Source organism: Streptomyces sp. NPDC053432 (assembly GCF_055585365.1).
Window position 1 is genome coordinate 1 of the sequence record NZ_JBVJKF010000002.1, and the last position, 20,390, is coordinate 20,390.

21 protein-coding genes are annotated in these 20,390 nt (G+C 72.7%); 9 read left to right on the top strand and 12 right to left on the bottom strand.

Going from position 1 to position 20,390, the window contains the following annotated elements; genetic code table 11:
- Positions 1–405: 405 nt before the first annotated feature.
- Positions 406–939 carry a MarR family winged helix-turn-helix transcriptional regulator gene (locus ACZ6Y1_RS03025; protein WP_469621768.1) on the bottom strand — a complete coding sequence of 178 codons (534 nt, stop codon included), beginning with the start codon at positions 937–939 and terminating at the stop codon, positions 406–408.
- A gap of 97 nt (positions 940–1,036) precedes the next feature.
- Here ACZ6Y1_RS03025 and ACZ6Y1_RS03030 point away from each other — a divergent pair, with 97 nt between their 5' ends.
- Positions 1,037–2,347, top strand: coding sequence for an SgcJ/EcaC family oxidoreductase (locus ACZ6Y1_RS03030; protein WP_469621771.1), 1,311 nt, complete (start codon positions 1,037–1,039; stop codon positions 2,345–2,347).
- Between the two features lie 35 nt (positions 2,348–2,382).
- Here ACZ6Y1_RS03030 and ACZ6Y1_RS03035 read toward each other — a convergent pair whose 3' ends face one another.
- Complete coding sequence (locus ACZ6Y1_RS03035; protein ID WP_469621774.1) at positions 2,383–3,228, bottom strand: hypothetical protein; 846 nt, start codon at positions 3,226–3,228, stop codon at positions 2,383–2,385.
- A gap of 221 nt (positions 3,229–3,449) precedes the next feature.
- Between ACZ6Y1_RS03035 and ACZ6Y1_RS03040 the strand changes: the two genes are divergently transcribed.
- From ACZ6Y1_RS03040 to ppnP, 3 genes are all read left to right on the top strand, one after another.
- Positions 3,450–3,809 (top strand): hypothetical protein, encoded by a 360-nt coding sequence (locus tag ACZ6Y1_RS03040; RefSeq protein WP_469621777.1) that lies wholly within the window; start codon positions 3,450–3,452, stop codon positions 3,807–3,809.
- Positions 3,810–3,907: 98 nt separating this feature from the next.
- Complete coding sequence (locus ACZ6Y1_RS03045; RefSeq protein ID WP_469621780.1) at positions 3,908–4,192, top strand: hypothetical protein; 285 nt, start codon at positions 3,908–3,910, stop codon at positions 4,190–4,192.
- Between the two features lie 90 nt (positions 4,193–4,282).
- Positions 4,283–4,564 carry a pyrimidine/purine nucleoside phosphorylase gene (gene ppnP, locus ACZ6Y1_RS03050; protein WP_469621783.1) on the top strand — a complete coding sequence of 94 codons (282 nt, stop codon included), beginning with the start codon at positions 4,283–4,285 and terminating at the stop codon, positions 4,562–4,564.
- A gap of 34 nt (positions 4,565–4,598) precedes the next feature.
- On the opposite strand, the gene ACZ6Y1_RS03055 is transcribed toward ppnP, so the two are convergent.
- Positions 4,599–6,140: a protein kinase domain-containing protein gene (locus tag ACZ6Y1_RS03055; RefSeq protein ID WP_469621786.1), complete on the bottom strand. Its 1,542-nt coding sequence runs from the start codon at positions 6,138–6,140 to the stop codon at positions 4,599–4,601.
- 244 nt (positions 6,141–6,384) lie between these two features.
- On the opposite strand from ACZ6Y1_RS03055, the gene ACZ6Y1_RS03060 reads away from it, so the two are divergent.
- The gene (locus ACZ6Y1_RS03060; protein ID WP_469621789.1) at positions 6,385–7,635 is read left to right on the top strand and encodes an SUKH-4 family immunity protein; all 1,251 of its coding nucleotides are present in this window, start codon (positions 6,385–6,387) and stop codon (positions 7,633–7,635) included.
- Between the two features lie 347 nt (positions 7,636–7,982).
- Here ACZ6Y1_RS03060 and ACZ6Y1_RS03065 read toward each other — a convergent pair whose 3' ends face one another.
- Together ACZ6Y1_RS03065 and ACZ6Y1_RS03070 are read right to left on the bottom strand one after the other, a co-directional pair.
- Positions 7,983–8,414 (bottom strand): hypothetical protein, encoded by a 432-nt coding sequence (locus tag ACZ6Y1_RS03065; RefSeq protein WP_469621792.1) that lies wholly within the window; start codon positions 8,412–8,414, stop codon positions 7,983–7,985.
- A gap of 89 nt (positions 8,415–8,503) precedes the next feature.
- On the bottom strand, positions 8,504–9,211 hold the full coding sequence (locus ACZ6Y1_RS03070; RefSeq protein WP_469621795.1) for a helix-turn-helix transcriptional regulator: 708 nt from the start codon (positions 9,209–9,211) through the stop codon (positions 8,504–8,506).
- 315 nt (positions 9,212–9,526) lie between these two features.
- Between ACZ6Y1_RS03070 and ACZ6Y1_RS03075 the strand changes: the two genes are divergently transcribed.
- On the top strand, positions 9,527–10,192 hold the full coding sequence (locus ACZ6Y1_RS03075) for a deoxynucleoside kinase (RefSeq protein ID WP_469621798.1): 666 nt from the start codon (positions 9,527–9,529) through the stop codon (positions 10,190–10,192).
- Positions 10,193–10,326: 134 nt separating this feature from the next.
- On the opposite strand, the gene ACZ6Y1_RS03080 is transcribed toward ACZ6Y1_RS03075, so the two are convergent.
- The gene (locus tag ACZ6Y1_RS03080; protein ID WP_469621802.1) at positions 10,327–10,827 is read right to left on the bottom strand and encodes a hypothetical protein; all 501 of its coding nucleotides are present in this window, start codon (positions 10,825–10,827) and stop codon (positions 10,327–10,329) included.
- 174 nt (positions 10,828–11,001) lie between these two features.
- Here ACZ6Y1_RS03080 and ACZ6Y1_RS03085 point away from each other — a divergent pair, with 174 nt between their 5' ends.
- Positions 11,002–12,216, top strand: a complete 1,215-nt coding sequence (locus ACZ6Y1_RS03085; protein ID WP_469621804.1) for a 4-hydroxybenzoate 3-monooxygenase — start codon at positions 11,002–11,004, stop codon at positions 12,214–12,216.
- 152 nt (positions 12,217–12,368) lie between these two features.
- Complete coding sequence (locus ACZ6Y1_RS03090; protein WP_469621807.1) at positions 12,369–14,189, top strand: methyltransferase; 1,821 nt, start codon at positions 12,369–12,371, stop codon at positions 14,187–14,189.
- Positions 14,190–14,399: 210 nt separating this feature from the next.
- Here the strand turns inward: ACZ6Y1_RS03090 and ACZ6Y1_RS03095 are convergent, their stop codons facing one another.
- The 3 genes from ACZ6Y1_RS03095 to ACZ6Y1_RS03105 form a co-directional block, all read right to left on the bottom strand.
- A complete protein-coding gene (locus ACZ6Y1_RS03095) occupies positions 14,400–15,044 on the bottom strand; it encodes a dihydrofolate reductase family protein (protein WP_469621811.1) in 645 nt (214 codons plus the stop codon).
- An 83-nt stretch (positions 15,045–15,127) separates the two neighbouring features.
- On the bottom strand, positions 15,128–16,183 hold the full coding sequence (locus ACZ6Y1_RS03100) for a PP2C family protein-serine/threonine phosphatase (protein ID WP_469621814.1): 1,056 nt from the start codon (positions 16,181–16,183) through the stop codon (positions 15,128–15,130).
- Between the two features lie 108 nt (positions 16,184–16,291).
- On the bottom strand, positions 16,292–17,275 hold the full coding sequence (locus tag ACZ6Y1_RS03105) for an aldo/keto reductase (protein ID WP_469621817.1): 984 nt from the start codon (positions 17,273–17,275) through the stop codon (positions 16,292–16,294).
- Between the two features lie 107 nt (positions 17,276–17,382).
- Between ACZ6Y1_RS03105 and ACZ6Y1_RS03110 the strand changes: the two genes are divergently transcribed.
- Positions 17,383–17,964, top strand: a complete 582-nt coding sequence (locus tag ACZ6Y1_RS03110; protein ID WP_469621820.1) for a TetR/AcrR family transcriptional regulator — start codon at positions 17,383–17,385, stop codon at positions 17,962–17,964.
- A gap of 4 nt (positions 17,965–17,968) precedes the next feature.
- Here ACZ6Y1_RS03110 and ACZ6Y1_RS03115 read toward each other — a convergent pair whose 3' ends face one another.
- The 3 genes from ACZ6Y1_RS03115 to ACZ6Y1_RS03125 form a co-directional block, all read right to left on the bottom strand.
- Positions 17,969–18,868, bottom strand: coding sequence for an NAD-dependent protein deacetylase (locus tag ACZ6Y1_RS03115; protein WP_469621823.1), 900 nt, complete (start codon positions 18,866–18,868; stop codon positions 17,969–17,971).
- Positions 18,869–18,974: 106 nt separating this feature from the next.
- Positions 18,975–19,487 (bottom strand): dihydrofolate reductase, encoded by a 513-nt coding sequence (locus tag ACZ6Y1_RS03120; RefSeq protein WP_469621825.1) that lies wholly within the window; start codon positions 19,485–19,487, stop codon positions 18,975–18,977.
- Positions 19,484–20,281, bottom strand: a complete 798-nt coding sequence (locus ACZ6Y1_RS03125; protein ID WP_469621828.1) for a thymidylate synthase — start codon at positions 20,279–20,281, stop codon at positions 19,484–19,486. The genes ACZ6Y1_RS03120 and ACZ6Y1_RS03125 overlap by 4 nt, the downstream gene beginning before the upstream one ends.
- Positions 20,282–20,390 lie beyond the last annotated feature (109 nt).

The following is a 20,390-nucleotide window of genomic DNA, read 5'->3' on the forward strand; positions in this document are numbered from 1 at the left end:
ACGGAACCCGCGAGGGTCTTCTTCGAAGCGGCGATACGGCGGATGACGGCGTTGGACACGGAAAAGACCTTCCGACGGGAACAGGAGCAGTCGCGCGGCATGCCGCAGGCATGCGTGAGCCACTCACGCGAAGGAGAGGGGATCGTGGGCGGCGGGTTGAGCACCCGTGCCGCCCGGCGACTCATCCAGTTCTACCCACGCCCCCGACCCCTGGCAACGACCCCACCTACTAGCCGCCCTCGCAGGACAAGCGCAACGACCCCACGGACACATCCCGAGGGGGCGCCCTGCGGCACCTTCCGGGGACCACTACCCCGGCTCGTATGTGACGTGGGTCCTGTGGGGCGCCTCACCGCCGGACGGCCCGGATATCACCAGGCGTGACCGCGCACACCCGCGGCGCGGTCATTTTCCGGCCGGGTCCTCCACCTGGTCGCCCAGGGTGAGCAGAACGCGCCGGAGCAGGGCGGTGAGCTGGTCGCGTTCGGCGGTGGTGAGGCCGGCGAGCTGACGCTCCTCGCCGCTGAGGTGGTGCTCGGCGAGGCGGTTGGTCAGTTCCCGGCCGGTGTCGGTCAGGGAGATCAGCACCCGGCGGCGGTGGGCGGGGTCCACGGCCCGTGCGACCAGGCCCTTCTCCACGAGGTGGTCGATGCGATTGGTGAGGGCCGCGGAGCTGACCATCGCGGCCGAGCTGAGCTCGCCGGCGCTGAGCACGTGGGGCGGCCCGGAGCGCAGCAGGGTGGCCAGGACGTCGAACTCCCACGGTTCGACGCCGTGGACGGCCAGGTTCTCCTTGATCCCGCGCTCCAGCAGGCGCGAGGCGCGGGAGAGGCGGCCGATCAGGGCCATCGGGGAGGTGTCCAGGTCGGGCCGGACCGCCCGCCACTGGGCGGTGATGAGGTCGACTCCGTCGCGCTGCGGCTGCTGCTGCTCCGTCATTCGGCGAGTCTAACATCTCGACGTCGAAATATTTGACATCCCCGATCCCGGCTGCCTATAGTTTCGACATCGAAATTTTCGTCGTAGGGGGAATGTCATGAAGGTTCTGCTCACCGGCGCGACCGGATACATCGGCTCCGCCGTCGCCGACCACCTCTCCGCCGCCGGCCACCAGGTCGTCGCCCTCACCCGGAGTGCCGAGCCCCAGCCCGGCCGCGGCTGGCACGCCCAGCTGGTCGGCGACACGGCCGACCCCGCCTCGCTGGCCGGTGCGGTCACCCCGGACATCGAAGCCGTGATCCACCTCGCTCCCCCGAGCGGCGAGGCCGACACCGACGCCGCCGTCATCGAGGCGCTGGCCGCTCCGCTGCGCGGCACCGGCCGCCCCCTCGTCTACACCAGCGGCATCTGGGTCCTCGGCGCCACCGGCGAGGCCCAGGAGGTCGGCGAGGAGACCCCGACCGACCCGATCGGCATCGTCGGCTACCGCCCCCGGATCGAGCGTCAGGTGCTGGCCGAGGCCGCCGAGGGCGTGCGCGCCGTCGTCGTCCGCCCCGGCATCGTGTACGGCCGCGGCGGCGGCATCCCGGCCATCCTGGTCGACCGGGCGCGCCGGCAGGGGGCGCCCGAGTACTACGGCGAGGAGGGCGTGCGGTGGCCGATGGTCCACGTGGACGACCTGGCCGAACTTTTCGTGACCGCCGCCGAACGGGCGGAGGCCGGCACCGTCTGGCACGGCGTCGGCGAGTCGGCCGTCCCGGTACGTGACCTCGCGCGGGCCGCCGGCCGTGCGGCCGGGGTGCTCGCCGCGCCGCGGGTGGTCCCGGTGGAAGCCGCCGCTGAGGCCTTCGGCCCGCTCTTCGCGGACGCGCTCGCCCTGGACCAGAGCGTCAGCGGCGCCGCCGCCCGTACCGCCCTCGGCTGGCGCCCGGACCGGCCGGGCGCGGTGGCCGAGCTGGCCTCGGGCTCGTACCGGCCGGTGGAGGTGTTCGGCGCCCCCGACGGCCCGGAGACCGACGCCGAGGTCGCCGCGATCCGGCGCCTCGTCGCCGAGGTCGAGTACGCCCAGCAGAACGAGCTGGTCGACCGGTTCCTCGGTGTCTTCCGCCGTGCGGACCCGGTGTGGACCACCGGCCACGGCAAGCGGCTGTCGGGCTTCGAGGAGATCGAGGCCTTCACCCGGAAGGTGCTGCCCGGCGCGACGGCCGAGTCGACCGCCGTCTACGACGTCGAGCGCGTGCTGTTCCTGCGGCCCGACGTCGCCGCGGTGAACGTCCGCCAGCAGCCGGTCCGCCACGACGGCACCCGGATCGCCGACCAGCACGAGGGCCGCCCGTTCTACATCCTGGTCAAGGAGCACGGCACCTGGCGGGTCGGCGCCGCCCAGAACACCGTCGTGATCGACTGACCTTCCTCCTTCTCCCGCACGGCGGGCCTCGTGCGCTACGGCCGTTCGAAGGCCTGGAGTACGCCGGCGGCCGAGAAGCACAGCGCGCCGGCCAGGGTCCCCCAGTTGGCGATGCCGACGCTGATGAGGTCACCGGTCGTCGGCCGGGTGAACGCGGCCAGTGCGGAGACCATGAAGAGCACCGAGCCGAACTGGTTCACGGCCACCACCCACCAGCCGAGGCTGCGCGAGCGCAGGCAGGGCCGGGCCCGGTGGCAGATCTCGGCGAACGCGAGATGGCCCGCGATCAGGAACAGGACGCATCCGACCACATCGGGAGTCCAGATCAGCCGGTTGGTCTGCTGGGCGGTGAGTCCCTGCCGGAAGGAGTCGATCAGGTTGAGGCCGAACACGAGCGTCCCCACGAACAGGACGAACGCGCTCAGCCAGTCCAGACGCATCGGCTCGTACCCCCACCACCTCCAGCCGGAGGTGACCAGCCGGCTGCTGCCAGGGACGTGGCGGGGCGCGTTCAGCACCTGCAGGAGCGAGGTGTAGCCGCCGGTGTTGAAGAACAGTCCCCCCGCGAAGTAGACGCAGGCGCTCGTGAGCGCGTCGCCCGATCCGAACTGGGCGACGGCCGCGCCGAGCGCGAAGAGCGCGCCGCCGATGACGAACGCGCCCGAGGCGATGGCGTTGAGCCTCCGGAGGCGGCCGAGGGCTTCGGCGTCGGCCGTGGCGGACGACGTGGCGGCCGTGCTTCCCGGACCGCGGACGGCCAGCGCCCCTCGCCTGCGCGCGGGCCGTGACTCCCACACCACCGTTTCCCCTTCGGGGCGGTGCCACGTGAGCCGGGTGGTGAACGGACCTGCGCCTTCGGCGCGCTGCTCGGGCTGTCCCACGCCCCGAGCCTAGTCCCGCGTACAGCGCCCGAAGGGCAGTGAAACGTCGCATTCCGGATTCCGCACCGGGTCCGCGTCCCCCCTCCTGTCACAAGCGGGGCACAGGCCGTGTCCGTGCCCTTGCCGGGGCCGGGGAACTCGTCGACGATGCTCCACGTCCCCGGCCGCCGGCACCCCATCTGCCGGTCAGGGCATGGAGAACAGGACGAACAGGAGAGACAGTGACGAAGAACAACAGCCCGAGAAGGCGGCCGGTGGCGGTACTCATCCCGTTCCTCGTGCTCGCCGGGCTTCTGCTGGGCCCCGCGGCGGCCACCGCGGCGGCGGCCCCCGTCGCACGGCAGGCTCCCGCGGCAGCGGCGCTGCCGCACACTGCCCTCGCGGCCGGTGCGAGCGCCGCGACCGGCCTGCGCGCGCCGGTTTCGGCCCCCGAACAGGCCCTCACCGGCGGCAAGAAGAGCAAGAAGAGCAAGAAGAAGGGCGGGTTCTTCGGGAAACTCGTGATCATCGTGCTCGTCGTCGTCCTGCTGCTCGTGGTCCTGTACGTGGTCCGCACGGCGCTGCGCCGCCGGTCCGCCTGACTCCGCTCCGGCGGGTCCCGTGCCGCGGTCGTCCTGGCCCGTCGCTCACTCGTGGCGCCGGGCAGGACGAAGGAAGAACGCTGGTCTACGGTTCAGCCGTGACATGGCGCGAATGGAACGAAGCGGAGTACCTCGACTGCCTGGAGGCCGAACGGCGCGGCTACGCGTGGGTGATGGAGCATCACGGCGGAATGCCGCCGAAGGAGGCCGTGGCGGCAGCCGTGCAGTGCTACCCGTACGAGCCGCCCGGCACTCCGTACCGCGGGCTGGTCTTCCACGACGACTCGTGGCACTGGGCGATGCGGGCGATCCACGGCGAACGCTATGCGGCGGACCACCCCGAGCTGGCCTGTCCACCACCCGGCTACCTGGCCCTCGAATAGCCGGCCGGCCTGTAATCTTCCCCTCGCCGGTAACGGGCGCGACGAGCCGGCCCTTTGTTCCCGCTCGTTCCCCAAGAGGACGCAACGCACATGTTCAAGGTCAACGAATACTTCGACGGCACGGTCAAGTCGATCGCCTTCACCCAGGAGCAGGGCCCGGCGACCGTCGGCGTCATGGCGCCCGGCGAGTACGAATTCGGCACCGACGCCCCGGAAACCATGCACGTGGTCAGCGGCGCCCTGACCGTCAGGCTCCCCGGCGCCGCCGACTGGGAGACCTTCCCGACCGGCACCCGGTTCGAGGTCCCGGGCAACAGCAAGTTCCAGCTCAAGGTCGCGGTCGAAACCGCCTACCTCTGCGAATACCGCTGAAGCGCCCCGCTCGCCCCGGTCCTGCGGGGCACGCTCACAGCCGCCAGTGCTGGCCGGTGTAGTTGCCGCAGGGGTTGAGCGTCAGGTTGAGGTTGGGGGCCGGAGGGCCGTTCGTGTCCAGGCACAGGCCGCTCGTCGGGTTGGTGAACCTGCCGGTGCCGGCGTCGTACTTCCACTGCTGGCCGCTGTAGTAGCCGCAGGCGTTGAGCACGACCGTGACGCCGGCCGCCGGGCTCCCGCCCGTGTCGAGGCACAGGCCGCTGGGGGTGTTCGTGAGGTGCAGGTCCGTCTGGTCGTGGCGCCAGATCTGACCGCTCCAGTTCCCGCACGCACGGAGCACCACGTCGAGTCCCGCGCGCTGCGGGCCGTTGGTGTCGATGCACAGGCCGCTGTACGTGTTGGTGAGCGCGCCGCCGGACGGGAAGGGCGAGGCCGGCGGCGGTGTCTGGGCCGCGGCCGGGGTGGACGGTGCCGTCGCCGGAGACGTCGTCCGGGTGGCGGTGTGCCGCGGCGAGGGCGTCGGGGAGGACGGTGCCGCCGTGCCGGCCGCGCGGCTCGCGGGCGCGTTGCCGCCGGACTCCGTCGAGTACCCCTGCCCCGGTAACACCGTCCAGAGGATCCCGGCCGCCGAGAGCAGGAGCACCACCGCCGCCGCGGCGGCCGCCCGAACCGTACGGACCTTCGGCGCGGGAGCCGGCGGCGCGGGAGGTTCCGGCAGCTGCCACGCGCCGGCGAGCATCGTGGTGACGGCGTCGGCGTCGACGACGGTCGCAGGATCCTCGGCCCCGGTCAGTTGGGAGAGGATCCGGGCGGCCGTCGGACGCCGCTCGGGCGATCTGTCCAGGGCGGCGGCCAGCAGGGCAGCGAGCGGGGCGGGAACGCCGTCCAGATCGGGTTCGTCGTGCAGGACCCGGTAGAGCACCGTCTCGATCTGCCCGGTGCCGAACGGCGGCCGTCCGGTGGTGGCGTAGGCGACGGTCAGCGCCCACGCGAACACGTCGGCCGCAGGGCCCGCCTCTCCGCGCAGTTGTTCCGGTGCCATGTAGCCCACGGTCCCGACCGCGACGCCGGTACGGGTCACGGCGGTCCCGTCCGCCGTCCGTGCGATGCCGAAATCGATGACCTTCGGGCCCTGCTCCGACAGCAGTACGTTGGCGGGCTTGAGGTCCCGGTGCACCAGGCCCGCCCGGTGGATCGCCGCGAGCGCCTCCGCGAGGCCGGCGGCGAAGCCGTGCGCCATGTCACCGCGCAGCGGGCCGTGCCCGTCGACGTACTCCGCCAGCGTGGGGCCCGGTACGTACTCCATGACGACGTACGGGCTGCTCGCCTCGACATCGACCTGCAGCACCCGTGCCGTGCAGGTTCCTTGGACGAGCGTCAACGCCGCGGCCTCGCGCCGGAAGCGCGCCCGGAACCCGGGGTCCGAGGCGAGTTCGTCGTGCAGCCGCTTGAGGGCGACGTACCGCCCGTCGGAACCCTGGGCGAGGTAGACGACACCCATGCCGCCGGCGCCCAGCCGGCCGACGAGCGTCAGCCCGCCGATCCGCTTCGGGTCCCCCGGGCGCAGACCGCTCAAGCCCACCTGGCTCCTCCTCGGACGCAGCGTCGTCGCGGACCACGGAGCACGCGCCGCCCCGTCCGGCGCGGCATACCGCAGGGCCTCGCCGACGGGGGAGGCGGCGAGGCCCTTGGCGGAAGACTACTTCTACGGCCGCGCGCGGGTCGCACGATCCACGAATTGCGGGAGTCCGTCCTTTCACGCGGATCCCGCAAGTCGCCCTGCGAGCAGTGGTGTCGGGGGCGGCTGGCAGCATGTGCCCATGACTCGCGACGATCTCGACTTGTTGTTCGCCTCCCCCGCGGCCCTGCTCGACGCCGGCCCCGGGGGTCTCGGAGAGCTGCCCCCCGTGGGCGGCGGGGCGGGGCGCGAGGCCTGGGCGCAGGCCGTCACCATCCTCGACGGGGCCGAGGTGTCGCGGGCCGAGTTCGCCTCGTGGCTGCATTTCGGTGCGAAGGTGCTGGGGCACGACGCCTACGCCGAGCTCGTCGCCGAAGCGGAGCCGGGCATGCCGTGGCGGGCCGTCTGGGCCTGGTGGCGGCCGGTCGGCGCCTACCGGGCCGAGCCGAACCTCAGTGGGGACCGCGATGTCGAGGTCCAGGAGGCGTCGGACGGCCGTCTGCTGCTGAAGGTGTGGGCGCAGTGGACCCGGGAGCACTGGCTCGATCCGGCCACCGGCGAGCGGGTTCCGGCGCCCGACGAGGGGGAGTTCGACGAGCGGCCGTACGACGCTCCCGTCGAGGGGCCCGTCCTCTTCGACCCGGAGGACGAGGACCACGGCCTCCATCTGCCCGACACCTGGGAGGAGCCCGCACCCCTCGGCGGGGGCCGCGTGATGTTCTCCGAGCCGCGCGGCATCGTGGTCCTGGAGCGGAACGCCGCGGCGGAGGCCGGCGGTTCGGCGGAGTCCGGGGCCGTCTCCTGGGGTGAGGGCGGCCCGTGGTTCGCCGGGCCGACGGCGGCCGAGGCTCCCCTGGACGCGGCCCGCATGGAGGCGGCGTTCGGTGCGGACGGGATGGTGCTGCTGACGCGGGACCGACTGCCCGCCGCGCTGACCCACGGGCCCACCCGGGAGCTGGCCGTGACGGCGGGTCTGCCGACGTGGTTCGCCGCCGGGGTCGCCACCTTCACCCTGGCCTGGGCCGACGGGAAGGCGTACGCGCAGGAGCCCGACGAGCACGGCCTGCTGCACCTGGGCACCCTCGACCTCGCGTACCGCGACACCGGCCGGGTGCTCGTCCATCCCGGGACGGGCGCGGTGTCGGTGATCCGCGGGGGCGAGGGGCCGTTCCCCCTCGCCCGGGACACCGAGACCTTCGTGCGGCTGCTGGAGGCCCAGTACCGGTTCATGAGCGCCTGCTGGGACTCCTACCCGGGCGAGAACGGCAAGCGGGACTTCCTGCGCGAGGTCGCCGCCCTCGAACCGCTCGCGGTGGACGAGGACTCCCCCGCGGGTGACGTGTGGGGGCACTTGTTCGCGGCGATCGTCGAGCTCAGCCCGTGGGGGTTCTGAGGGCCCGGAGAAGTGGGCCTGGCCGCAGTGGGCGCTGACCCGGGCCACCGTCTCGCGCGCGGTCTTGAACACGATGCCGCCGAACACCATCCGCCAGCCGGCGAGCTCGGGGGCCACGAAGGCGGTGGACGGTCAGCGCCGTACCGTCGGGCCCGGTCGTCACGGCCGTGTCGTGCTGCAGGGCGGACATGCCCAGGGCGATGGTCGCGGGGATGCGGTCGTGCAGCCCCAGGGCTCCGAAGGCGCCCTCGTAGGTAGCGGCCGGCACCGCTGTCCGCGCCGACCCTGGATCACGCGCACGCCCCGCGGCCGGTGGCGGGCCGCGGGAGGTGCGCGGTCCGCGCCGGTCAGGCGGCGAATCGGCGGTTGCCGGTGAGCGACCACACGGCGGAGATCTTGCCGTCCGTGACCGCGAACATGTCGATGCCGCTCTTGACGACGACGTCACCGCCGTCGTCGGCGTTGCTCTCGCTCCACCGGCAGGCGATCTCGCCGCGCTCGGAGTCGACCAGCGGCGGGGCGTCCGCGGAGAACGTCACGCCGGTGAGGGCGTGGCTGTTGACGGAGATGAACGCCGTCAGTTCGTCCTGGCCGAAGGTGGCGGCGGAGCCGGTGCCGCCGAAGTCGTCCGCGAAGTACAGCCGGAAGCCGGGGGCGAGGATCTGCTCGGCGAGGGCGACGTCTCCGTTCCAGAGCGCCGCCCAGCCCTCCACCAGCCGGGTGCCGGCCTCCCGGGTGAGCGGAGCGGAGTCGGTGGTGGGGGTCGTCGTGACAGACATGGGTGCCTTCCGTGGTCGGTTCCTGGTCACCCAGCCTCTGGGCGGTGGACGACAACCCCCTGTCGGTGTTTAGCTCTCCGGGCGGCGGCTCAAGTCGAACCCCAGAGTCCTTCGAGTGGGGCGAAATCCGTCCCGGGGACGTCGAGTTCGGAAAGGTCCACCGGACGGGGTTCCACCGTCTCCTCCAGGGCCCGCGCCTCCCGGATGCGATCGAGACGGAAGGCGTGCACGGCGGAGCGCAGCCGGCACCAGCCGACGAGGTACCAGTGGTCGCCTCCGAGGAAGCCCAGGGGTTCGACGACGGGGTCGGTGGTCCCGCCGTGCGCGTCGGCGTAGCGCAGGTGCAGCAGCCGGCCGGCGGAGAGCGCCTCGCGCAGGGCGTGAGGGAGAGCGGACGGGCGGGCGGGCTCCACGGCGACCCGTATCCGGCCGGCGAGCTCGCGCGCGGCCTGACGGTCCCGCTGCGGCATGACGGCGAGGACCTTGTGCAGTGCCGAGCGGGCGTCCTCGGCGAAGGGTGACCCGGACAGCCGGTGCAGGGCGACGGCGAGGGCCGCGGCCTCGGGCGGGGTGATGGTCAGGGGCGGCAGGGTGTGGTCCTTGTCCACGACGTACCCGCCGCTGCGGCCGGGCTCGGCGTAGAGCGGTACGCCGGACTCCTGCAGCGCGCCGAGGTCCCGCTCGATGGTGCGGGTACTGACGCCGAAGCGCTCGGCGAGCCACCGGGCGCTGCGCGGCCGGGGCGAGACCGCGCGTAACTCCTCCACCAGGGCGTACAGCCGCTCGGTACGGTTCACAGCCAAGGACCGTAGCCGATGCCATGGAGATCCCGACACCGGGCGGGTCACCCCGTGGCGGCCGCGGCCGGGCTGCCGGTGCTCTGTCGGGCACGGGGTGAATCGTCATTTAAGATTCAGGGCGGCCGCGGAGCTGCGGATCGTCGCCGTGGGCGGCGGCTGCGGAACGGTCCGGCCGACCGGTCGGGGGGAGCGGCCGCATCGAGCTGATCATGGAGATCCGGGGAGTCACGTGACCGCCGGCGTGCGTCTCAGGGGTGTGGGACGCCGGGCACACCCGCCCACGAACAGAAGACTCCCAGGGAGAAGTGAGGTATGCCAGTGATCTGCGTCGGAGGCATGATCGGGATCGGCAAGACGAGCGTGGCCGAGCTCCTCGCCAAGGAGCTGGGCAGTGACGTCTTCTACGAGAGCGTGGAGGACAACCCGATCCTGCCGCTCTTCTACACGTCGAGCCCCGAGGAGATCCAGGCGCGGCGCTATCCCTTCCTGCTCCAGCTCTACTTCCTCCAGACGCGGTTCGCCGCGATCAAGGAGGCGTACAAGCAGGGGGACAACGTCCTCGACCGGTCCATCTACGAGGACTGGTACTTCGCCAAGGTCAATCACGACCTGGGGCGGATCAGCTCCCTCGAGATGCAGGTGTACGAGGGGCTGCTGGGCGAGATGATGCGCGAGATCGACGGCCTGCCCTACCGCAAGGCGCCCGACCTCATGGTCTACCTCAAGGCGGACTTCGAGACGGTGATGTACCGCATCGGGCTGCGGGGCCGCGATTTCGAGCAGGACGAGAGCCTCGTCGAGTACTACCGCACGCTGTGGTCCGGCTACGACGACTGGGTGCACAAGCACTACTCGGCCAGCGAGGTCTTCGTCGTCGACATGAACCACACCGACGTGGTGAACAACCCCGAGGACGCGGCCCGCGTGGCCCGGGACGTCAAGGCCGCCCTGGCGGCGGCGGTCGAGCGCCGGGCCTGACCCCTGCTCCCGCCCGGCGCGTGAGGCGATGGCGGCCCGGTCGGCCGGTCCCCCTCCAGGGTGGAGGACCGTCCGGGCCCGGGCCCGGCGCCCACGTACGGCAGCCCTCCCGGAGGTCGACGGGGACGCGTCGGTCAGTCGCAGATCCCGAGGTGCAGGACGGTGGCCCAGTCCCTGGTGACCAGCAGCAGGTCACGCCACCACATGTCACCCGCCTCCGGGCCGGTGACCTCGCCGCAGCCCCGGACGGGCCCCAGATGGGCTTCTACGAGGTCGGCGATGCCGTCGGCGAGTTCGCCCGCCCGCCGGATCGCGGCGGGGTCGCGCAGGGCGGGGTCCGCGTACCTGTTGGCGGGCTGCATGAACCCGTCGGTCACCTCTCGGCGGAGGATGTCCCGCCAGGCTCGCGGGGACTCGAAGGGGAGGGCCCGGACCGTCACGCCGTGGCCGCCGGCGCCCGCGTCGTACACGGCTCGGGCGAGGCCCGCCATGCGGTCGTCACCGGGTGCCGTCCCGGCCGCCGGGACCACGTTCACCAGGTAGACGGACGACACGTGGTTGCAGGCGTCGAGCAGCTCCTCTAGCGGTTCGGCCGCGGCCGACACCGCCTGCGGGGCGTCGAGTGGGTTCAGCATGGTGGGCCGGTCCTCCGTGCGGTTCTGCGGTTCGGCCTCAGTGTGCCACTGCCCGAACGCGTAAGCCCCTGAAGTCCCGTCCGTCCCTTAAACCTCAGGAACCCCACCCGTCGCTGTGGCATTCGGGTTATTCCCGTGAGTCCTCACGGTCTTCACTGCCTATGATCCATCTTCATGACAGAAAGTCAGAAGGCCCTGCCGGCCCAGGACTCGGCCGATGTGGTCATCCTCGGAGCCGGGCCCGCGGGGCTGGTCCTCGGGAACCTCTTACTCGAAGCCGGCATCGACTGCGTGGTCCTGGAACGAGCCGCACGTGAGCACATCCAGGCGCGGGCGCGGGCCGGTTACCTCGCCGAGCGGACCGTGCGCCTCCTGGACCGGCACGGTCTGGCCGAGGGACTGCGCCGTCGTGGACAGCAGCACGGGGTCTGCGAGTTCCGCACCGGGGGCGACAGCTTCCGACTCGACTACAGGCTGCTCGGCAGGGGCGAGCAGCACACCGTCTACCCGCAGCACGAGCTGGTCACGGACCTGCTGGCGCGGTACCTGGCCGGCGGCGGGCGGATCCGGTTCGAGACCGAGGCGGTGGAAGTACGTGACGCCGACGGGGCGCGGCCCTCGGTCGACGTGCGCGACGCGGACGGCCGCCCGGCCCGGTGGCACGCCCGGTACGTCGCCGGATGCGACGGCCGCCACGGCGCCGCCCGGCGCTCGCTCCCGGCCGGAGCGGTCCGCCGCCACCACCGCGACCACGGGGTGACCTGGCTCGGGCTCCTCGCCGAGGCGCCGCCGAGCCTCGACGCGGTGGGGTACGCGATCCACCCGCGCGGCTTCGCGGGGCACATGGCCCGATCCTCCGAGGTCACGCGCTACTACCTCCAGGTCCCCCGCGGGAGCGACTCGGACGCCTGGTCCGAGGACCGGATCTGGGAGGAGCTCGCGCTGCGCCTCGGCGCGGCGGTGCACGGCCCGCTCACGCGCGGCCCGATCTCCCAACGCACCGTCGTCGACCTGGAGTCCGACGTCCTGGAGCCGCTGCGGCACGGCTCGCTCTTCCTCGTCGGTGACGCCGCCAGCCTGATCAGCCCGTCCGCCGCGAAGGGCGCGAACCTCGCGGTGCTGGAGGCGGAGATCCTCGCCCGCGGCCTCGTCGCCGCCCTCCGGCACTCCGACCCCGCCCCGCTGGACCGCTACTCGGAGCAGTGCCTTGCGTACATCTGGCGCGCCCAGGAGTTCTCGCACTGGATGATCCGGCTGCTGCACGCGGATCCGGAGGACGCGGGCGGCGATTCGCTGTTCCAGGAGCGGATGCGCCACTCCCGTGTCCAGACGCTGCGCACCTCTCGCACCCAGCAGGACTGGTTCGCGGAGAACTACGTCGGCCTCTGAGGCACCACCACACCACCACACCCTCCCTGGTTTCCCGGGCGCATCGCGCTGCCCGGAAACCGACTCCCGCGCTCCCGTGCGCCGTTCCGTGCCCCTCATCCCTCCCCCACGCCCGCGTACCGAAGCGGACCGGAATCAAGGATGTCCTCCCCATGACGACACCGACCGCAGCACCCGCAGGAGCTTCCTCGGGAACCCCCGCCACCCCGCCCGTCCCCGCCACCCCGCACGTCCCCGACGACACCGGCCGGCTGCGCGCCGCGGTCGACTTCGTCCGGAACCGGGACACCGCCACCCTGCTCCGCCTCCTGCTGCCCGGGCTCGACGCCCTGGAGTTGCGGGCGCTCGCCGACCGCTGCCGCTTCGCGCACGCCGCGTTGCTCGTCTTCCCCGCCGATATGCCCTCCCTGCGGCGGCAGTTCACCGCCTGCGGGCTCGACGCGGAGGCGGCGGCTCAGCCGAGCGTCGTCGTACGCGAGCGGCTGGCCCTGCGGCACCGGCGCGATCCGGCGGCACTGGACGTAAGGATTCTGCGGCCCGAGGTGCGCTGCGCCGACGGCGAGCGCCGCGTGGTCGAGGTGTTCACGCTGGCCCTCCCTCCCGGCTCGGAGCTCGCGGACGTCGCCGCGCACGAGCGCTCCCGGGACCACGAGGCGCACATCGCGTTCGAGGTGGAGGAGCCGGACCCGCTGGTGCTGCGGGGCCTGTGCGAGACCTTCGCGCAGCACGGTGCGGTCGCCGACGGCGGCGGATACAACCCGCACGAGGACGGCACGGTGTTCTACTTCACCGCACCCGCCGACTCCAAGGCCGGCTACCGGCGCGTCGAGCTGTACGCGAGCGGCGACCACCGCAGCGTGCTCACCCCCCACCTCGCCGACTACCAGGCCCGTCGGCCGGCGGAAACGCTCCTGCGGCTGATGACCGGCGCATGGACGACGCAGGCCCTCGCGGCGTGCGCGCAGCTGCGGCTGCCCGAGGCCATGGACGTCGGGGACGACGGCGGTACGCGGGCCGCCGTCGGCGTGGACGCGCTGGCCCGGGCGGTCGGCGCCGACCCGGACAGCCTCGCCACCCTGCTGCGCTACCTCGCCATGCTGGGCGTGGTCGCGGCGGAGCCGGAGGGCTTCCGCCTCACCGGGCTGGGGGCGCTGCTGCGCGCGGACTCCCCCGGCTCGATGCGGTCCCTGGCGCTGATGTACGGCGGCGCCTTCTACCAGTCGTTCGCACTGCTCGCCAGCGCCGTACGCACCGGGCAGACGGGCTTCGAGCAGCTCTTCGGCGAGAACCACTTCGACTACTTCGCCCGTCAGCCCGCGCTCGCCGAACGCTTCGACCAGTCCATGGCCGCGAGCGCGCGCATGTTCGATCCGCTTCCCTCGCACCCGGTCATCGCCGCGGCCGACGCCGTGCGGGGCCGCCGGACGGTCGTCGACGTCGCGGGCGGGACCGGGGAACTGCTCGGCCGCATCCTGGCCGCACGCCCGGCCCTGCACGGCGTCCTGCTCGAACGCCCGCACGTCGTCGAGGCCGCCCGGCGGCATCTCGACGCGGCCGGGGTCGGGGCCCGCTGCACCTACCGGGTGGGCGACTTCGCCGACGTGCCGGCGAGCGGGGACGTGTACGTACTCTCGCGGGTCCTGCACGACTGGGACGACGACCGCTGCCGGGAGATCCTGCGCCACTGCGCCCGGGCGATGCCGGCCCACGCCGACCTGCTCGTCGTGGAGCGGCTGCTGCCGTCGGACGGCTCGCCGTCGCTGGCGACGGCCTGGGACCTCCACATGATGTGCAACGTCGGCGGACGTGAGCGCCGGGCGGACCACTACGCGGCGCTGCTCGACGACGCGGGCCTGCGGCTCGTCGGCCACTCGCCGCTGCCGCTGGGCGCGAGCGTCCTGCACGCCCGCAAGGCGGCCGTGGTGGCCGGCGCACGCCGTGCGGAGCCCGCGGAGCCCGCGCGCCGGAGCTGAGCGACCCGGCACGTCCGCGTACGGCGTACTCCCCGGGCCGGTGTCGCCGCTCCGACGGGCGTGCCCGCGCTCGCCGCCGCGCCCGCTACGGCGGCTCCACGGTGACGTGGGACTGCACGGCGGCTGCTCGGCAGCCGCACCGGGCCTGCACGGCACGTCTCGTGCCGGGCCGGCCGCGGTCGTGGTCCTGGTCCTGGTCCTGGCCCGTGCTCAGTCGTTGCCGCCGAGGCCGCGATCGGGGGCGCTCATGTCTCCGGTGGCGGGGATCCCGTCGGCGAGCCCGTAGCGCAGGTACACGGTGCCCTTCGGGCTGGTCGCCGGGGGTGCGAGGAGCCTGAGGTTGGTGGGCACCGCACCCTCGCCGAACACCTTCTTCCCGACGCCGAGCACGATCGGGTGCACCCAGAGGTCGAGCCGGTCGAAGAGCTTCTCGCGCAGCAGGCTCTGCACGAGGTCCAGGCTGCCGACGACCTTGATGTTCTCGTGGCGGTCCCGGATCTCGCGGACCGCGCCGGCCAGGTCCGGGCCGAGCTGCGCGGACCCGGCCCAGGAGAGGTCGGGCCGGCCCCGCGAGGCCACGTACTTCGGCACGCTGTTGAAGAGCTCGGCGATCTCGTTGTCCTCGCCGCCCTTCTGGTGGGGCCAGTACCCGGCGAAGATGTCGTACGTCCGCCGGCCGAGCAGGAGGGCGTCCGTGCCCTCGTACGCGGCTCCGATCTGCGCCCCGGTGACCTCCTCCAGGAGCGGCGCCTGCCAGCCGCCGAACGGGAAGCCCACCGGGTCCTCGTCGGGACCGCCGGGCGCCTGCCCTACGAGGTCGAGGGTCGCGAACATCTCGATGTGGATGAGGCCCATGGCTTGCTCCTGCTGAGTCGGTCGTCTCCGTCAAGGGATAGACCTGCGGGAGCCCCGGAACTCATCGGCGCGCCGGACGGCCGTCACGGGGATTGCGTGTCCCCCGGTTCACGCAGGCGTACGGCGAGGGCGGCGATGTCGTCGTCGAGGCGTCCCCTGCTGTGGCGCAGGAGGTCCCGGTGGAGGGCCGCCAGCAGTTCGCGGGGCGGGGTGGGCGGCTGCCGGCTCATCCAGGCCGCCAGCGGGAAGAACTCGCCGTCGCGGGCGCGCGCCTCGGCGATTCCGTCGGTGTAGAGGAGCAGCAGGTCACCGGGGGCGTAGTCGAAGGTGTCGACGCTGTAGTGGTCGCCGATCAGCTCCGCGAGGCTGAGCAGGGGCGAGGGGGTGGCGGTCTCCAGGACATGGAGCTTCCCGCGGTGCAGGAGCAGTGGCGGGGGGTGGCCGCAGTTGAGGATGCCGATCCGCCCTCCCCCGTGCGGTATCTCCACGAGGAGGGCGGTGGCGAAGCGCTCCGTCGGCCCCTCGGGGGGAAAGGCGGCGTTGTAGCGGGTGCTGCTGACGTCCAGCCTGCGGGCGATGTCGACCATGTCCGGCTCGTCGTAGGCCGCCTCCCGGAAGGCGTTGACGATCGCCGCGGCCGCCCCCACGGCCGGCAGGCCCTTGCCGCGCACGTCGCCGATGAGCAGTCTGACGCCGTACGGGGTGTCGGCGACCTCGTAGAAGTCCCCTCCGATGCGGGCCTCCGCCGCGGCCGCGAGGTACAGCGCCTCGATCTCGATGCCGCCGAAGCGGCGCGGCATGGGGCTCAGCACCACCTGCTGCGCCGCGTCGGCGACGAGCCTGACCTGGAAGAGGGTGCGCTCCCGCTGGAGCCGGAGATGGCTGCCGTAGGCGGCGGCCACCGTGACGGCGATGATCCCGGCGGCCGTCCACCACGTCCCCAGGTCCGGGAAGACGAGGCTGAGGCCGATCATCAGGAACAGACAGACCGTGCCGAGCAGGACGGTGGGGAGCACCGGCCACATGGCGGCGGCCAGGGCCGGGGCGGCGGGCAGGAGGCGGCTGAAGGCCATTTCCGGCGGAGTGTTGTACGCCAGGCCGGCGATGACGACGGTCAGGATGACCGGCGACAGCCGCACAAGTCTTCCCGGGCCGGGGCGCCGGCGGAGCCGCGGTCGTCCGGACTCGATCACACTTCACAGAATATCGACATACAACGGGCGCAGCGCTCTGGCCCTTCGGCGGGGTCAGCCGTTCAGCGACTTCATGAGCTCGGGGGCGTAGCGGTCTCCGGACACCACTCCGTGGGGGGCGACGGCGTCGATGGAGGCCAGGTCGGCGTCGGTGAGGGTGACGGCGGTCGCGGCGACGTTCTCCTCCAGGTAGCGGCGGCGCTTGGTCCCCGGGATCGGGACGGCGCCCATGCGCAGGGTCCAGGCCAGCGCGAGCTGCGACGGGGTGACGCCCTTCTCCTCGGCGAGGTGACGGACGCGCTCCACGACGGCCAGGTTGCGGGCGAAGTTCTCGCCCTGGAAGCGCGGGTCCGTGCGCCGGAAGTCGTCGGCGGCGAAGTCGTCCGGGCTGGTCACGGCCCCGGAGAGGAATCCGCGGCCGAGCGGCGAGTAGGCCACGAGGCCGATCCCGAGCTCGTGGAGCGTGTCCAGGACGCCGTCGTGCTCGATGCCGCGCTCGAAGAGGCTGTACTCGGTCTGTACGGCGGTCAGCGGGTGGACGGCGTGGGCGCGGGCGATCGTGGCGGCGGACGCCTCGCTGATGCCGATGTGGCCCACCTTGCCTGCGGCGACCAGTTCGGCCATGGCGCCGACGCTCTCCTCGATCGGCACGTTCGGGTCGACCCGGTGGAGGTAGTACAGGTCGATGTGGTCGGTGCCGAGGTGGCGCAGGGAGCGGTCCGCGGCCCGGCGGATGTACTCGGGGGTGCCGTTGAAGCCCCGGAGGATGCCGTCGTCGGTGAACTCGACGCCGGTCTTGGTGGCGACGACGGCGGCGTCCCGGCGGCCGGCGAGGGCCTTGCCGAGGAGTTGTTCGTTGATGAAGGGGCCGTAGGCCTCGGCGGTGTCGAGCAGGGTGACGCCCAGTTCGAGGGCGCGGTCGATGGTGGCGAGGGCCTCGGTCTCGTCGGTGGCCCCGTAGTGGGCGCTCATGCCCATCAGGCCGAGGCCTTCGGCGCCGACGTTCAGGCCCTGCGTGCCGAGTGCGCGGATCTCCATGGTGTTCTCCTGACCGGGAGCGAAAGTAACTAACTGGATAGTTTTAGTGTGGGGCGCGGGGCGCCAAGATGTCAATAACCGGATAGTTACTTGCTAGGCTGGCGACCATGGCACGGGACTCCAGCGCGACGAAGGCTCGACTGCTCGACGCGGCGTTCGCCGAATTCGCCGCGTACGGCATCGCCGGGGCTCGCGTCGACCGCATCGCGGTGGCCGCCCAGGCGAACAAGCGGCTCATTTACGTCTATTACGGTAACAAGGAGCAGCTCTTCGACGCCGTGCTCCAGCGCGCCCTGGAGACCGGTTCGGAGTCGGTGCCCTTCGACGCGGAGGACCTGCCGCGGTACGTGGGCGCCGTCTTCGACCACCTCGTGGCCCGCCCGGACCTGATGCGGCTGGTCCAGTGGAAGCAGCTGGAGCGGCCCGGTACCGGGGACGCCAAGGCGGAGTCCTACCGGGGGAAGATCGCCGCGGTGGAGCGGGCCCAGCGGGCGGGGCTGATCGACCCGGCGCTGGACCCCGCGGACCTGCTCACGCTGGTGATGGGCCTGGCCCAGGCCTGGACCGGAGCCGCGGGCGGCCCGGCCGCCGGCGTACCGGAGGCCGCTTGGCCGGCGGAGCGGCTGGCCCGGCACCGCGAGGCCGTGGTCGAGTCCGTACGACGCCTGATCCGCCCGGGGCGGCCCTGAGTCCCTAGGCTGCCGCCGGACCGTCGACGGGGATCCCCAGGCGGTCCGCGACCGTGGTGAGGGCGCTGCCGAGGGGGAGCTCCACCCGGGTGAGCGCGTGCCGGTCGCCCCGGGTCGCGTCGCGGTTGACGATCAGCACCGGCTTCCCCGCGTTCGCCGCCATCCGGACGAACCGGAGCCCGGACATGACCGTCAGCGAGGAGCCCAGGATCAGCAGCGAGTCGGCTTGCGAGACCAGCTCCCGGCAGTGCTCGACGCGTGCCCGCGGAACGTTCTCGCCGAAGAAGACCACGTCCGGTTTGAGAATGCCGCCGCACCGCGAGCACGGCACCACACGGAACTCCCCCACCTGTTCGTCGGTGAGGTCGGCGTCACCGTCCGGGTTGAGGGCCGCGGCCACCGGCTCGAAGCCCGCGTTGGCCTCCTCCAGCCGCCGGGCGAGGTCACGGCGCGGGCTGGAGGCCCGGCAGGAGAGGCAGACGACCCGGTCCAGCCCTCCGTGGAGCTCCACCACGCCCTCGCTGCCCGCCGCCTGGTGCAGGCCGTCGACGTTCTGGGTGATCACGCCCGCGAGCAGGCCGTGCCGTCCGAAGGCCGCCACGGCCCGGTGTCCCGCGTTGGGCCGGGCGCGGCCGAAGGTGCGCCAGCCGAGGTGGCTGCGCGCCCAGTAGCGGCGCCGGGCCCGGGCGCTGCCCGTGAAGTCCTGGTAGGTCATCGGGGTGTGGCGGCTCAGGCTCCCGCCCTCGCCGCGGTAGTCGGGGATGCCCGACTCCGTGGAGATGCCGGCCCCGCTGAGCACCAGCACGCCCCCGCCGCCGAGGGCGTCGACCACCGGCTCCAGGTCCGTGGTGCCCGGCGGCAGTCCCTCGGGCGGGGTCCAGCTGAGAGTGGGGCGCACGCGCATGCCGCCCAGGGTACGGAACGGGCGCCACGACCGCCCGGGCCCGGCCGCCACCCCGCCGCCACCCGGTCGGCCCGGCCCCGCTCACACGGTGCGGACGGGCGGCGCGTCAGGACCGGACGTAGCGGCGGATGCGGTAGCGCGGGCCGGCTGTCGAGGACCGCCAGCCCGTGTCCTCGGCGGCCTTCCAGGCAGGATCCAGACCCGGGGCGTAGGTGTCGCCCTCGACCTCGACGTCGACCTCCGTCACCGAGAGCTCCGTGGCGTGCGGCAGGGCGGCACGGTAGATCTCGCCGCCCCCCATCACCCAGGCCGTGGCGCGGCCGTCCGCCGACGGTGCCGCTTCCGCGGCTGCGCGTTCGAGGGCCTCGGCGATGGACCCGGCGCGGTCGGCGCCTTCCGCGGCCCACCGCGGATCGCGGGTGACGACGATGTTGCGCCGGCCGGGCAGCGGACGGAAGCGCGCGGGCAGCGAGTCCCAGGTCTTGCGCCCCATGATCACGGGATGGCCGAGCGTGGTCGCCTTGAAGTGCGCCATGTCCTCGGGCAGCCGCCACGGGATCGTGTTGTCCGCGCCGATCACGCCGTCCAGGGTCTGCGCCCAGATGAGTCCGGTGTTCACACGGCCACCGGCGCCTTGATCGCGGGGTGGTGCCGGTAGTCCAGGATCTCCACGTCCTCGTAGGCGTACTCGAACAGCGAGTCGGCCTTGTGCAGCTTCAGCTCGGGGAAGGAGTACGGCGTGCGCGAGAGCTGCTCCGTCACCTGCGCGACGTGGTTGTCGTAGATGTGGCAGTCTCCGCCGGTCCAGATGAAGTCACCCGGCTGGAGGCCCGCCTGCTGCGCCACCATGTGGGTGAGGAGGGCGTAGCTGGCGATGTTGAAGGGGACGCCGAGGAACAGGTCCGCGCTGCGCTGGTACAGCTGGCAGGAGAGCTTGCCGTCGGCGACGTAGAACTGGAATAGCGCGTGGCAGGGTGCGAGGGCCATGCGGTCCAGCTCGGCGACGTTCCAGGCCGAGACGATCATCCGGCGGGAGTCGGGGTCGCGGCGCAGGGTGTCCAGGATCTGGCTGATCTGGTCGATGTGCCTGCCGTCGGGGGCGGGCCAGGAACGCCACTGCACGCCGTAGACCGGGCCGAGGTCGCCCTTCTCGTCGGCCCACTCGTCCCAGATGCTGACGCCGTGGTCCTGGAGCCAGCCGACGTTGGAGTCCCCGCGCAGGAACCAGAGCAGCTCGTGGACGACCGACTTGAGGTGCACCTTCTTGGTGGTCACCAGCGGGAAGCCCTGGGACAGGTCGTAGCGGAGCTGGTGTCCGAAAACGCTCCGGGTACCGGTACCGGTCCGGTCGGCCTTCGCCGTCCCGGAGGTGAGCACCATTCTCAACAGGTCTTCGTACTGCGTATCCGCCATGACCAGCGATTCTACCGCCACCGGCGGGGCGCTTCGACGCGGGAGGGCGGCTTGGAGGACTGGCGGAAAGGGCCCTCCGCCCGCCGCGCGGTGACGACCGCACGCAGGG